The sequence below is a fragment of the Cupriavidus oxalaticus genome, assembly GCF_038900635.1.
GTDB classification, from domain to species: Bacteria; Pseudomonadota; Gammaproteobacteria; order Burkholderiales; family Burkholderiaceae; genus Cupriavidus; species Cupriavidus oxalaticus_B.
The window spans coordinates 36287-49069 of the sequence record NZ_JAYMRX010000017.1 but is presented as its reverse complement, the minus strand read 5'-3'; the positions used below and the strand labels follow the sequence as shown (position 1 = coordinate 49069).

Genomic DNA, 12783 nt, shown 5'->3' with positions numbered 1-12783 from the left:
CATGAGCAAGGCCATCGTGGGAACGTCCACGGCGCAAGTGACCGCGCGGGAAAAGGTCATGGGGCGCGCGCAGTATGCCGGCGACATCAAGCTGCCCGGCATGCTGCACGCCAAGGTACTGCGCAGCCCGCACCCGCATGCGCGCATCGTGGGCATCGACACCTCGGCGGCGCGCGCGTTGCCCGGCGTGAAGCTGGTGGTGACCGGGTACGACGTGCCCGCCCGCAACTGGGGACCGCACCGCAAGGAGCAGCGCATCCTGGCCTGCGGCGTGGTGCGCCACGTGGGCGAGGAAGTGGCGGCCGTGGTGGCCGTCAGCGACGAGGTGGCGCGCGATGCGCTGGACCTGATCCGCGTCGAGTACGAAGCGCTGCCGGCATTGCTGACGCCGGCGGCTGCGCTGGGCGAGGGCGCGCCGGAACTGCACGCCGGCACGCGCAATATCGGCCACGAAATGCGGATCGAGCGTGGCGACGCGGAAGCGGGCTTCGCCGGAGCCGCCGTCGTGTATGAGGCCACCTACGAAATGCATTCGCAGTACCCGGGCTACCTCGAGCCGATGGCCTCGGTCGCCGCGCAGGACGGCAATGGCCGGCTGACGCTGTGGGCCTCGACCCAGTCGGTGTTCCTGGCGCGCATGCGGCTGGCCGAGGCGCTGGAGCGGCCGGTGTCGACCATCCGCGTGGTGCAGGCCACCACCGGCGGTGGCTTTGGCGCCAAGATCGTCGAGGAGAACAACAGCCTGATCTGTGCGTTCCTGGCGAGCAAGCTGGACCGGCCGGTGCGGCTCGTCAACAACCGGCTGGAGGACTTCCAGGGCGCGCGCGCCAGCGTGCCGATGACGGTGTGGTTGCGTATGGGCCTGTCCGCAGACGGCATGATCGTGGCCAAGGATGTGCGCATCACCGCCGAATGCGGCGCGTATTCCGGCCTCGCCGGCGACGTGATGCACGTCACCGCCATGCGCAGCGACAACATGCACCAGGTGCAGAACGTGCGCTCGCACGCGGTGATGGCCTATACCAACAATCCGCCGCGCGGTGCGTTCCGCGGTTTCGGCGGGCAGCAGATGCAGTTTCCGCTGAACTGCCATCTGACCGTGCTCGCCGGGATGCTCGGTATCGACCCGATTGAAGTCCACAAGCGCAATGCGATTCCCGCCGGTGCGACCAGCGTGCATGGCTGGAAGATCAGCAGCACTGGCATGCTCGAGTGCCTGGAAATGACGCGCAAGGCGATCGGCTGGGACCAGAAGCGCTTCACCCGGGACTCCGCTGCGCGCGGGACCGGCACGCGCCGGCGCGGCGTTGGCATCGCCGCGGCGATGCACGTCAGCGGCAATCGCACGCTGGGCAACTGGGACGGCTCGACCATCCTGCTCAAGGTCAACGAAGACGGCCGCGTGATGCTGCAGACGAGCGAATGCGACATGGGGCAGGGCGCCAACACCATGCTCAGCCAGATCTGCGCGCAGGAGCTGGGCATCCCGCTGTCGCATGTAACCGTGATGGTGCCCGACACCGACACCGCGCCGTTCTGCCTGGGATCGCTGGCGTCGCGCGTGACCATCATTGCCGGCAACGCGGCGCTGCGCGCCGCGCGCGAGGCGCGGCACAAGCTGCTGGCGCTGGCGGCGGAAAAGCTCGGCGTCGCGGCCGAGCGCCTGACGATTGCCGATGGCCGCATCGTTGCATCCGGGCAGCCTGACAAGTCCGCCACGCTGGCCGAGATCGCGCGCCTGCACATCTTCCGCCACGGCGGCGAAGGCATCCATGTGCGTGCCACCTATGACGCGCCCACCGTGATGCACGACGCCGACTACTACGGCAACGTCGCGCCGTCGCACTCGTTTGCGGCGCAGGCGGTCGAGGTGGAAGTCGACACCTGCACCGGCCAGGTCACCGTGATCGACAGCTTTGTCGCCGACGACTGCGGCAAGGCCATCAACCCGCTCGAGGTGCATGGCCAGACCCACGGCGCCACAGTGCAGGCGATCGGCTGGACGCTGTACGAAAACCTGCACTACGAGGAAGGCCGTCTGATGAACGGCAACTTCGCCGACTACACCATGCCGACCGCCGATGCCGTGCCGATGCTGCGCACCGACGTGGTCGAATCGAACGATCCCAACGGGCCGTACGGCGCCAAGGGTGCCAGCGAGACGGCGATCCTGCCGGGCGCGGCCGCGATCGCCAATGCCGTGTTCGATGCCGTGGGCGTGCGCATCCAGTCGCTGCCGATCACGCCGGAGAAGGTGCTGGCGGGTTTGCGCGCATTGCAGCAGCAGAGCGAGCACAAGAATGCGGAGGCCGCCCATGCGTGATTTCGAATTCCTGGAGCCCGCGACGGTGGCCGAAGCCAGCCGCATGCTGGCCGACCTTGGCGACAGCTGCCGCGTCCTTGCCGGCGGCACCGCGCTGATGCTCGGCATGCGGCAGCGCATGCTGACACCCAGTCACCTGGTATCGCTGGGGCGGCTGGAAACGCTGCGCGGTATCAGCTTCGATGCGCGCGAAGGCCTGCGCATCGGCGCGCTGACGCTGCATGCCGAAGTGGCCCGTTCGCCGCTGGTGCAGGCGCACTACCCGATGCTGGCCAGCATGGCCGCGCGCGTGGCCAACCCGCAGGTGCGCAACCAGGGCACCATCGGCGGCAACATCTGCTACGCCGATCCGGCTACCGATCCGCCCGGCTGCCTGATGGCGCTGGGAGCACAGATTGTGGTCAGCGGCAGCGGCGGCGAGCGCGTGATCGCCATCGAAGACTTCCTGGTCGACTACTACGTTACCGCGCTGGCGCCCGACGAGGTGCTTACGGAGATCCGCCTGCCCGCGCCGGGCGCGGGCGCCGACGGCCGCTATGCGCGCTTCCTGCGCACTGCCGCCGAGCACCGGCCGCTGGCCAGCGTGGCGCTGGCGGTGCGCCGCGAAGGCGCATTCTGCGTGGAGGCCCGGCTGGCAGTGGGCGCGTCGACGCCGATCCCGGCGCGCCTGCGCCGCGCCGAAGCCTTGCTCGCGGGCAAGGCCGTAACGGCTGAGCTGGCCGCCGAGGCGGCCGCCATCGTCGCCGCGGACATCAACGCGGTCTCGGACATGCGCGGCTCGGACACGTACCGCCGCGAGATGGTGCGCGTGGTTGCGCGCCGCACCATTGCCGGGCTGTTCGGCGTGGCTTCAGAGTAAGGAATCGCCATGAACAAAGTCAGTATCGAGCTCACCGTCAACGGTGAGGAACAACAGGTGGAAGTGCCGGCCCGGCGCCTGCTCTCCGACCTGCTGCGCGACGACCTCAACCTGACCGGCACCAAGCGCGGCTGCGAGACCGGCATCTGCGGCGCCTGCTCCGTGCTGGTCGACGGCGAGGTGGTCAAGTCCTGCCTGATGCTTGCCGTGCAGGCGCGCGGGCGCCATGTGATGACGGTGGAAGGGCTGGCCGCCGATGGCCAGCTGCATCCGCTGCAGCAGTGCTTCATGGACAACGGCGGGCTGCAGTGCGGCTATTGCACGCCCGGCATCCTGATGGCGTCGTGCGCGCTGCTTGCCAACAATCCCAACCTGACGGAAGACGAGGTCCGCCACGGCCTGAACGGCAACCTGTGCCGCTGCACCGGCTATGTCGGCATCGTCGAATCCGTGCTGTCCGCCGCGGAGAAAATGCGTGGAAATTGAAAAGACCCTTGTGACCGCGGCGCCGCCGGCGCGCGTGTGGGAGCTGCTGCTCGACCCCAACGTGATGGGCGCCTGCGTGCCCGGCATGGAATCGATCGAGGTGCTCAGCGATGTCGAGTACATCGCGCATATGGCGGTGAAGATCGCCTTCATCAACGCGCGCTTCCGTCTGCATACGAAGATCGTGGAGACCCGCGCGCCGCATTACCTGCGCACCGAGGGAACCGGCGAGGACGCATCGGTGGCGAGTTCGCTGCGCCAGTCGAGCGAGATCTTCCTGACCGGGCAGGAGGATGGCTCGACGCAGCTTCGCATCAAAGTGCAGGTGGATGTATTGGGGCGGCTCGGCACGTTCGGGCTGAGCGTGATGAAGACCAAGGCGGATCGGATGTGGGATGAGTTTGGTGCCAACCTGTTGGGGCGGTTGTCGCCGCAGGGGCAAGGGCAAGCTCAATCACAACCGCATGCGGTAGCCAAGCTGCAGCAGTCCGCGCCTATGCACCCGCCACTCTGCGCCGCGCCTGCCGTCAATGGCCATGTGGTGCTGCCGCCGCCGGCTGCGCCCGGCCTGTTCGCGCGGCTGCTCGGGCGTGGCGATGCGGCGCGTGGGCCGCTGAGCGATATTTGCGTGGAGTTGCGGCGTCGCGACGAGACGATCGTGGTGCGGTGGCCTGCGGCGCAGGGGGAGCAGTGTGCGGCTTGGTTGAGGGAGTATTTGCGGTGAGGTTGTTTTGGGGTTGCTGGGTGCTTCGGCTTGGCATCTGGTAGATATTTGAGACGCCCGGTTCCGCCCTGAAGGGCGGGTAACTTTTTGTCCGTGACAAAAAGTCACCAAAAAGCGCGTTTACTGCCCTGCGGGCGGCCACTCTTATCGTAGTGTGCCGGGGTTTTCGTACGGGGCTTGGCTTCGTTGCAGAGCGGGGCTGCCTGACGCCTTGGTGCGCTACCGTGGCTCGGGATTGACGTGATGTTTGAACTAGCCCAGAGCTGTGGGTGGCCCCTGCTGCTGGCGGCGTGGCAGGAACGCCTACGGCTGCGCTGCGCGCCGGCAGCATCTCAGGTCATGGGCTCGGGCACGGAACGCGTCGCTGCGCTCGCTTGGCGCTATCGCTGGTGAACCCAACAGCCGTCCGGGCCCGCCTGTTTGCTCCCCTCTCCCGCTTGCGGGAGAGGGGCCGGGGGTGAGGGCCGGCGCCTCAACGAAGTGTCGCTAGTCAAGCCCACAAGCCCGGCCCCCAAAGAAAGGCTTCGTCCGCAGAACGGTTACCCTATCGCCTTCAGGCGTGATATATGAGTGCGTTACGCCAAGACCGAAACCTGCAGAGACAGACCATGACCACCGATACGCCGCAAGAGGACGACAAGGACAGCGGCCAGGACAAGTACATCGTGCCCGGCCTGGAGCGCGGCCTGCGGCTGCTGGGCGAGTTCAGCAGCCGCGAGCGCACCCTGTCCGCCGCCGACCTGGCGCGCCGCCTGAAGGTGCCGCGCTCGACCGTGTTCCGGCTGCTGGCCACGCTTGAAATGATGGGATTTGTCGAGCGCACCGATGGCGGGCGCGAATTCCGCCTGGGCATGGCGGTGCTGCGGCTGGGGTTTGACTACCGGGCCTCGCTGGAACTGACCGAGCTGGGCCGTCCGCTGCTCGACCGGCTGCGCGACGAGATCCACTACCCGTGCAACCTGGTGGTGCGCGACGGGCGCTCGATCGTGTACGTGGCCAAGTCGGTGGCGGCGCGGCCGTTCGCCAGCACGGTCAACGTCGGCACGCGGCTGCCGGCGCATGCAACCGTGCTGGGCCGGGTGCTGCTGGAGGACCTGACGCTGGAAGAACTGCGGGCGCTGTACCCGGAAGAGCGGCTCGAAGTGTATTCGGAGAGCACCCCGCGCACGGTCAAGGAGTTGTACGAAATGGTCCAGCGCGACCGCGAGCGTGGCTACGTGCTGCATGAGGGCTTCTTCGAGGCCAGCATCTCTACCATCGCGGCGCCGGTGCGCGACCGCACCGGCAAGGTGGTGGCGGCGCTCGGTGCAACCATCCCCGCCGCGCGCATCGAACCCGACCAGCTGGACGGCATGGTCGAGAAAGTCCGCCAGGCCGCGGCCGAGCTGTCGCGCCTGCTCGACTACCGTCCGGTCATGCCGAAACCGTTTGTATAGGCAGCAACATGCAGCAATCCGGGCAACCGAAGAATTCTGCGCGCCGGCGCCAATGGCTGCGCGCGGCAATCGTCGTGGCGGCGGCCATGCCGTGGCCCGCAGCGCAGGCGGCCAGCTGCGCCAGCGTGCGCATCGTGGTGCCGTTTCCCGCCGGCGGCCCGGCCGACCAGCTGGCGCGCACGCTCGCGCACGGCCTGCAGCAGAAGCGCGGCACGCCCTTCGTGGTCGACAACAAGCCTGGCGCCAACGGCAATATCGGCATCGACACCGTGCGGCGCGCGCCTGGCGACGGCTGCACGCTGCTGGTGGCGCCGGCCGGAAACCTCACCATCAATCCCACGCTGATGCCGGCCCTGACGTACAACGTCGAACGCGATTTCCGCGCGGTGTCGCTGCTGGCGGGCTCGCCCAACGTGCTGGCGGTGCATCCGTCGGTCAAGGCGAACAGCGTGCAGGAGCTGGTCAAGCTGGCGCAGCAGGCCGACAAGAGCGGCAAGCCGCTGGGCTACGCCAGTCCCGGCGTCGGCAGCGGGCTGCACCTGGCGGGCGAGCTGTTCCGCCACAAGGCCGGCATTGCGCTGCTGCACGTGCCGTACAAGGGCACCACGCAGGCGCTCAACGACGTGGTCGGCGGGCAAGTACCTATGTTGTTCGGCACCTGGCCGACGCTGGCGCCCTTCATCCAGTCGGGCCAGCTGCGCGCGCTGGCCGTGACGCAGGCTAAACGCTCGCCGGCGGCACCGGGCGTGCCGTCGCTGGCGGAGCAGGGCGTGCCCGGCATCGATGTCAGTTCCTGGTATGCGCTGCTGGTGCCCAAGGCCACGCCGCCGGCGGCGGCGGATGCGCTGAGCGCCGACGTGCGCGCCTTGCTGGCTACGCCGGCTGTGCGCGCGGAACTGCAGCGCCAGGGCATGGAACCGGCCGGCAGCACGCCGCAGGTGCTCGACGCGCGCATCCGGCAGGAAACCGCGTCGTGGGCAAAGGTGATCCGCGAGTACGGGATTACCGCGGAATAGGGGCAACGGCGGGGGCAGACGGCGGGGGCAGATGGCGGGGGCAGATGGCAGCAAACGGTGGCGATCGGCGCGAGCCGTTGGGACTCAGCGCTGGCGCTCAGGACGGTAACCCAGCAGCGCCGACAGGTCGCGCGCCGCCGCCTTGACTTCCTTCTGCACGCGTTCGCGCAGCGTGCCGTCCTGCTCGAAACACTGCTGCGGTCCCGCCACGCTGAGCGCGGCGACGACTTCGCCATCGGCGCCGCGCACCGGTGCCGCGCACGAATCGATCCCGAGTTCGTAGGCCGAAAAACTCCAGGCGCAGTCGCGCTCTCGGTCGGCGGCAAGGATATCGGCCAGGCGGGCATGGGTGGCCGGGCTCTGCCCGGTCACGGTCGGCAGCGGGTCCGGGCCCAGCAACTCCCTCAGTGTTTCCGGCGGCAGGCCGGCAATCAGCATGCGGCCAGGCGTGGTCAGATGCGCCGGCACGCGGCTGCCGACCTGGATATTGCTGACCAGCGTGGCCGCCGGCATGTGGCGCAGCAGGTAGAGCGCATGGCCGCCGTCGCGCACCACCAGGTATGCGGACAGCTGCAGCGAGCCGCTCAGCCTTGCCAGCACGCGCGCGGCCAGGCTGGTCAGGTCGTTCGATGCCAGCACGCGCGACGCGAGCTTGAGGAAATTGAAGCCGACCTGGTGGCCGCCATGCGGCAGCCGTTCGACCATGCCTTCGTGCTCGAGCGTGTCCAGCAGCCGCATCACGGTGACGCGGTTCACGTCGATGCGGCGTCCGACCTCGCTCAGGTTGGCGGTGGAGCCGCCTTCGGCGATATAGCGCAGCAGGCGCAGGCCGCGGATCACCGGCGAGACCAGCTGGGCTTCGCGGGCGTCTTCGGTTTCGGCGCTGTCGTCTGGGTCGAGGTCGGTCGGCGGGCGGGACTTGGGCATTCAGGTTTTACTGTTAGCGGAAGACGGCCGCGCGCGCGGCCGTCAGGCTGGTGGCAATAATCCAATCGCGAGGGCCGTCGGTCTGCGAAGGCGTTGCCATTTGCCATCATCCTTGGCAAACGCTCCCCTCTCCCGCGCAGTGGGAGAGGGGTGGGGGTGAGGGCCGGAGCGTCCACGAAGTAAACCGCGTCGGTATGCCACCGCCTGCCCTCACCCCCGGCCCCTCTCCCGCGTGCGGGAGAGGGGAGCAAACCGCCAGCGTACGTTCACCCCAGCGCCACGTTCCAGGCGTCGTAATCGTACACCCAGTCGGCATTGCCGCCTTCCTTGAGCCACGCATTGCTGCGCGAGCCGATCTGGATGCGGCTGGTGCGCTCGTGGCGCGCGGCCTGGTAGCGGGCCAGCGCCGCGGGCACGGCGGCAGCGCCATCCTTCGCCGCATCGGCCAGGCAGCGCGCCAGCACCACGCCATCCTCGATCGCCATGCCGGCGCCCTGCGCCATGAACGGCATCATCGGATGGCAGGCATCGCCCAGCAGCGTGACCGGGCCGCGCGACCACTGCGGCAGCGGGTCGCGCACGTACAGCGCGGAAATCAGCACCTCGTCGCAGGCATCGAGCAGTGCGCGCGCCTCCGGATGGAAGCCGGCATAAGCGCTGCGCAAGTCCTCCACGCGGCCCGGCGTGGTCCACGACTCGTGCCGCCATGTTTCCTGCGCCACGGTGGCAAAGATAAAGATGTCGCGGCCGCGATTGAGCGGGAAGGTGACGATCTGCGTGGCGGCATCCGGACCCCACCACTTGGTGAAGGCGCCAAGGTTTGGCACGCCGGCCAGCTTTTCGGCGGGCACCACGGCGCGGTACGCGACCACGCCGGTAAAGATCGGGCTTTCCTGGCCGAGCAGCGCGGTGCGCACCGTGGAGTGGATGCCGTCGGCGCCGACCAGCACGTCGACGCGTTCTTCCGTGCCATTGGCAAAGCGCAGCGTGGCGCCGTCGGCGTCCGGCGCGATTGCCACGGCCTTGTGGTCCAGGCGCACGTTCGCAGCGGGCACCGCGGCCTCGAGCGCGGTCATCAGGTCGGCGCGATGCATGGTGAGCTGCGGGGCGCCGTAGCGGCGCTCGGCGTCTTCCTGCATCGGCAGGCGCGAGGTTTCCGCGCCGGTATCCCATGTGCGGCTGATCCGGTGCGAAGGCCGCGCCGCGGTCTCGCGCAGGGCGCCGCCGACGCCCAGGCCGTCCAGCGCGCGCACCGCGTTGGGCGTCAGGTTGATGTCCGCCCCGACGCGGGCAAAGCGCGGCGCCTGCTCATAAACCACCGCGTCGAGGCCGAGCTTGCGCAGCGCGATGGCCGCGGCCAGGCCGCCGATGCCGGCGCCGTTGATGCCGATCTTCAAAGTCATGTTGCCGTTCCGGTAACGCCAGCGAGGCGTTCCGGAACCGGTGGGGCGCGCGCTGACCTGTTATGTTCATAAATGAACTATATGTTCATAAAAAGTCTATGCGCGCGTGGGCTGGAGCGTCAACCAAGGGTTAACGCTTGGTAACAAGTGCCTAATCCGGCTGTCGGCCGAAGCTCCCGACCATGCCTTTGCGGAAGGCCAGTACGCAGACGACAAAGATGACGCCGGTCACCATCGACACCGATTCCCCCAGCCCGTTGAACCACTGGATCCCGGTGGCGGAGGCCAGCACGCTGCCGATATCGCCGAGCTTGTTCTCCAGCGCCACGATCACGAAGGCGCCGACGATCGGGCCCGACAAGGTGCCCAGGCCGCCGACCAGCGTCATCAGGATCACCAGTCCCGACATCGACCAGTGCACGTCGCTGAGGGTCTCGAAGCCCAGCACCAGCGCCTTGATCGAACCCGCCAGCCCCGCCAGCGCCGCCGACAGCACGAAGGCCGCCAGCTTGAAGCGGTCGACGTCATAGCCCAGCGAAATCGCGCGCGGCTCGTTCTCCTTGATCGCCTTCAGGATCTGGCCAAACGGCGAGTGCACCGTGCGCACGATCAGCGCGAACGCCGCCACCACGATCGCCAGCGCCACGTAGTACAGCGTCAGGTCGTCCGACAGCGGCAGCACGCCGAACAGCTTGCCGCGCGGGATGCCCTGCAGCCCGTCCTCGCCACCGGTGAACGGCGCCTGCAGGCAGATGAAGAACAGCATCTGCGCCAGCGCCAGCGTGATCATCGAGAAGTAGATGCCCTGGCGGCGGATCGCCAGCGAGCCGACCACGTAGCCGATCAGCGCGCCGGTGGCCGTGCCCAGGATCAGTCCGATCTCGGGCGTCACGCCCCAGACCTTCATGGCATGGCCGGCCGCGTAGCCGGCACCGCCGAAGAACGCCGCATGGCCGAACGACAGCAGGCCGGCATAGCCGATCAGCAGGTTGAACGCGCAGGCAAACAGCGCGAAGCACAGCACCTTGAGCACGAATACCGGATAGGCGCCGGCCAGCGGCGCGGCCAGCAGGCAAGCCAGCAGCGCGCCGTAGAGAGCGCGCCGCGGCAGGCGGCGCGCGGCCTGTGCAGGCTGCAGCCCGAGGGTAGCGATAGTCGATCCGTTCATCACCTCTCCTTTCCAAACAGTCCGGCCGGGCGCAGCAGCAGCACGACCACCATGACCACGAATACCACCGTCGACGACGCCTCGGGGTAGACCACCTTGGCCAGCCCCTCGATCACGCCCAGCCCCAGGCCAGTCAGGATCGCGCCGAGGATCGAACCCATGCCGCCGATCACCACCACCGCGAACACGACGATGATCAGGTTCTGCCCCATCAGCGGCGACACCTGCATCACCGGCGCCGCCAGCACGCCGGCGAAGCCCGCCAGCGCGACGCCGAAGCCGTAGGTCAGCGTCACCATCCGCGGCACGTTGACGCCGAATGCCTCGACCACCTTCGGGTTCTCGGTGCCGGCACGGAGGTAGGCGCCCAGCCTGGTCTTCTCGATCACGTACCAGGTCGACAGGCAGGCCACCAGCGACGCCGCCACCACCCACACGCGGTAATTCGGCAACCGCATGAAGCCAAGGTCCGACGCGCCTTGCAGCGCTTCGGGCGGGGCGTAGGGCAGGCCGGAAACGCCGTAGACCGAACGGAACACGCCTTCGATCACCAGCGTGATGCCCAGCGTCAGCAACAGGCCGTAGATATGGTCGAGCTTGTAGATCCAGCGCAGCATGGTCTTCTCGATTGCCACGCCGACGCCGGCCACCGCCAGCGGCGCCAGTGCCAGCATCGCCCAGTAGCTCAGGCCGGCGTACGACATGCCGGCCCAGGCCAGCACCGCGCCCAGCATGAACAGCGCGCCGTGGGCAAAGTTGATGACGTTGAGCAGGCCGAAGATCACGGCCAGGCCCAGGCTCAGCATGGCGTAGAAGGCGCCATTGACGAGCCCCAGCAGCAGTTGCGACAGCAGCGCGGGCAGGGAAATTTCAAACAGGTTCATGGGTGCTCCTCGTCAGACTCATACGCCCAGCAGTTCATGCAGCACCGGCATCTTTGCCTGCAGTTCGCCGGCATCGAAGCGTTCGACAATGCTGCCGTGCTCCATCACGTAGAAGCGGTCGGCCAGCGGCGCGGCGAAGCGGAAGTTCTGCTCCACCATCACCACCGTGTACCCCTTCTGCTTGAGCATCCGGATCATGCGCGCCAGCGCCTGCACGATCACCGGCGCCAGCCCTTCCGAGATTTCGTCGAGCAGCAGCAGGTTGGCGCCGGTGCGCAGGATGCGCGCCACCGCCAGCATCTGCTGCTCGCCGCCCGACAGGCGCGTGCCCTGGCTCTGGCGGCGCTCCTTCAGGTTGGGGAACATGTCGTAGATCTCGGCCTCGCTCATGCCGGAATCCGTACCCTTGAGCTGCGGCGGCAGCAGCAGGTTTTCCTCGCATGACAGGCTGGAGAAGATCGCGCGCTCTTCGGGGCAGTAGCCGATGCCGTAGTGCGCGATCTTGTGCGTCGGCAGGCCGATGGTCTCGTTGCCGTTGACCTTGATCGAGCCCTTGCGCGCGCCGGTCAGGCCCATGATCGCGCGCAGCGTGGTGGTGCGCCCGGCGCCGTTGCGGCCCAGCAGCGTCACCACTTCGCCGCGGTTCACGGTGAGGTCGACGCCGTGCAGGATGTGCGATTCGCCGTACCAGGCCTGCAGGCCCTTGATTTCGAGTGCGGGAGTGTTGTTCGTGCTCATCGTATCGTCCCCCGCTTCAGTGCGCGCCCTGCAGCTCGGCTTCGGCCGTGCCCATGTAGGCCTCCATCACGCGCGGGTCCTTCGACACTTCGGCGTAAGGCCCCTCGGCCAGGATCGCGCCACGCTGCAGCACGGTGATCTTGTCGGCGATCGACGAGACCACGCTCATGTTGTGCTCGACCATCAGGATGGTGCGGCCGGCGGAGACCTTCTTGATCAGCTGCGTGACGCGGTCCACGTCCTCGTGGCCCATGCCCTGCGTGGGCTCGTCGAGCAGCATCAATTCAGGCTCCATCGCCAGCGTGGTGGCGATCTCCAGCGCGCGCTTGCGCCCGTACGGCAGGTTCACCGTCAGCGTCTGCGCGAACTCGGTCAGCCCCACCTGCTCGAGCAGCTCCATGGCGCGGTCGTTGAGCACATTCAGGGAGCGCTCGCTGCGCCAGAACTGGTAAGCGGTGCCGAGCTGTCGCTGCAGCCCGATGCGCACGTTCTCCATCACCGTCAGGTGCGGGAACACCGCCGAGATCTGGAACGAACGGATCACGCCGCGGCGCGCGATCTGCGCGGGCATTTCGCAGGTGATGTCGATGCCGTTGAATACGATGGTGCCGGTGGTCGGCTCCAGGAACTTGGTGAGCAGGTTGAAGCAAGTGGTCTTGCCTGCGCCGTTGGGGCCGATCAATGCATGGATCGAGCCGCGCCGGACTTGCAGGTTGACGCCGTTGACCGCGGTAAAGCCGCGGAATGACTTGCCGAGGTTGCGGGTCGCGAGGATCAGGTCGTCATGCGGCATGGCCGTGCCTCCTTGTCGTTGGCCGC

Annotated in this window: 12 protein-coding genes; 6 read left to right on the top strand and 6 right to left on the bottom strand. The window is 67.9% G+C overall.

Annotated elements, in window-relative coordinates:
- The first annotated feature begins 1 nt into the window (after position 1).
- The 6 genes from VSR71_RS23640 to VSR71_RS23615 all read left to right on the top strand — a co-directional run bounded on the left by VSR71_RS23640 (position 2) and on the right by VSR71_RS23615 (position 6844).
- Positions 2-2323, top strand: a complete 2322-nt coding sequence (locus tag VSR71_RS23640; protein WP_342916231.1) for a xanthine dehydrogenase family protein molybdopterin-binding subunit — start codon at positions 2-4, stop codon at positions 2321-2323.
- Positions 2316-3182 (top strand): xanthine dehydrogenase family protein subunit M, encoded by an 867-nt coding sequence (locus VSR71_RS23635; protein WP_342916230.1) that lies wholly within the window; start codon positions 2316-2318, stop codon positions 3180-3182. Before VSR71_RS23640 ends, VSR71_RS23635 begins: the two co-directional genes overlap by 8 nt.
- A gap of 9 nt (positions 3183-3191) precedes the next feature.
- Positions 3192-3668 carry a (2Fe-2S)-binding protein gene (locus tag VSR71_RS23630; protein WP_342916229.1) on the top strand — a complete coding sequence of 159 codons (477 nt, stop codon included), beginning with the start codon at positions 3192-3194 and terminating at the stop codon, positions 3666-3668.
- On the top strand, positions 3658-4392 hold the full coding sequence (locus VSR71_RS23625; RefSeq protein WP_342916228.1) for a CoxG family protein: 735 nt from the start codon (positions 3658-3660) through the stop codon (positions 4390-4392). The genes VSR71_RS23630 and VSR71_RS23625 overlap by 11 nt, the downstream gene beginning before the upstream one ends.
- Positions 4393-5000: 608 nt before the next feature.
- A complete protein-coding gene (locus tag VSR71_RS23620) occupies positions 5001-5828 on the top strand; it encodes an IclR family transcriptional regulator (protein WP_342916227.1) in 828 nt (275 codons plus the stop codon).
- Between the two features lie 8 nt (positions 5829-5836).
- A complete protein-coding gene (locus tag VSR71_RS23615) occupies positions 5837-6844 on the top strand; it encodes a tripartite tricarboxylate transporter substrate binding protein (protein WP_342916226.1) in 1008 nt (335 codons plus the stop codon).
- 84 nt (positions 6845-6928) lie between these two features.
- Here the strand turns inward: VSR71_RS23615 and VSR71_RS23610 are convergent, their stop codons facing one another.
- The 6 genes from VSR71_RS23610 to VSR71_RS23585 all read right to left on the bottom strand — a co-directional run bounded on the left by VSR71_RS23610 (position 6929) and on the right by VSR71_RS23585 (position 12757).
- Positions 6929-7771, bottom strand: coding sequence for an IclR family transcriptional regulator (locus VSR71_RS23610; RefSeq protein ID WP_342916225.1), 843 nt, complete (start codon positions 7769-7771; stop codon positions 6929-6931).
- 266 nt (positions 7772-8037) lie between these two features.
- A complete protein-coding gene (locus VSR71_RS23605) occupies positions 8038-9174 on the bottom strand; it encodes an FAD-dependent monooxygenase (RefSeq protein WP_342916224.1) in 1137 nt (378 codons plus the stop codon).
- A gap of 151 nt (positions 9175-9325) precedes the next feature.
- Positions 9326-10342 carry a branched-chain amino acid ABC transporter permease gene (locus tag VSR71_RS23600; RefSeq protein ID WP_342916223.1) on the bottom strand — a complete coding sequence of 339 codons (1017 nt, stop codon included), beginning with the start codon at positions 10340-10342 and terminating at the stop codon, positions 9326-9328.
- Positions 10342-11226 carry a branched-chain amino acid ABC transporter permease gene (locus VSR71_RS23595; protein WP_342916222.1) on the bottom strand — a complete coding sequence of 295 codons (885 nt, stop codon included), beginning with the start codon at positions 11224-11226 and terminating at the stop codon, positions 10342-10344. The genes VSR71_RS23600 and VSR71_RS23595 overlap by 1 nt, the downstream gene beginning before the upstream one ends.
- A gap of 18 nt (positions 11227-11244) precedes the next feature.
- On the bottom strand, positions 11245-11964 hold the full coding sequence (locus tag VSR71_RS23590; RefSeq protein ID WP_342913476.1) for an ABC transporter ATP-binding protein: 720 nt from the start codon (positions 11962-11964) through the stop codon (positions 11245-11247).
- A gap of 16 nt (positions 11965-11980) precedes the next feature.
- Positions 11981-12757: an ABC transporter ATP-binding protein gene (locus VSR71_RS23585; RefSeq protein ID WP_342916221.1), complete on the bottom strand. Its 777-nt coding sequence runs from the start codon at positions 12755-12757 to the stop codon at positions 11981-11983.
- Positions 12758-12783: the final 26 nt, after the last annotated feature.

Excerpts from the sequence above, each read along its gene's own strand:
- VSR71_RS23600 (WP_342916223.1), bottom strand. The coding sequence starts at position 10,342 with ATGAACGGATCGACTATCGCTACCCTCGGGCTGCAGCCTGCACAGGCC.
- VSR71_RS23635 (WP_342916230.1), top strand. The coding sequence starts at position 2,316 with ATGCGTGATTTCGAATTCCTGGAGCCCGCGACGGTGGCCGAAGCCAGC.
- VSR71_RS23590 (WP_342913476.1), bottom strand. The coding sequence starts at position 11,964 with ATGAGCACGAACAACACTCCCGCACTCGAAATCAAGGGCCTGCAGGCC.
- VSR71_RS23585 (WP_342916221.1), bottom strand. The coding sequence starts at position 12,757 with ATGCCGCATGACGACCTGATCCTCGCGACCCGCAACCTCGGCAAGTCA.
- VSR71_RS23610 (WP_342916225.1), bottom strand. The coding sequence starts at position 7,771 with ATGCCCAAGTCCCGCCCGCCGACCGACCTCGACCCAGACGACAGCGCC.
- VSR71_RS23615 (WP_342916226.1), top strand. The coding sequence starts at position 5,837 with ATGCAGCAATCCGGGCAACCGAAGAATTCTGCGCGCCGGCGCCAATGG.
- VSR71_RS23595 (WP_342916222.1), bottom strand. The coding sequence starts at position 11,226 with ATGAACCTGTTTGAAATTTCCCTGCCCGCGCTGCTGTCGCAACTGCTG.
- VSR71_RS23640 (WP_342916231.1), top strand. The coding sequence starts at position 2 with ATGAGCAAGGCCATCGTGGGAACGTCCACGGCGCAAGTGACCGCGCGG.
- VSR71_RS23620 (WP_342916227.1), top strand. The coding sequence starts at position 5,001 with ATGACCACCGATACGCCGCAAGAGGACGACAAGGACAGCGGCCAGGAC.
- VSR71_RS23605 (WP_342916224.1), bottom strand. The coding sequence starts at position 9,174 with ATGACTTTGAAGATCGGCATCAACGGCGCCGGCATCGGCGGCCTGGCC.
- VSR71_RS23630 (WP_342916229.1), top strand. The coding sequence starts at position 3,192 with ATGAACAAAGTCAGTATCGAGCTCACCGTCAACGGTGAGGAACAACAG.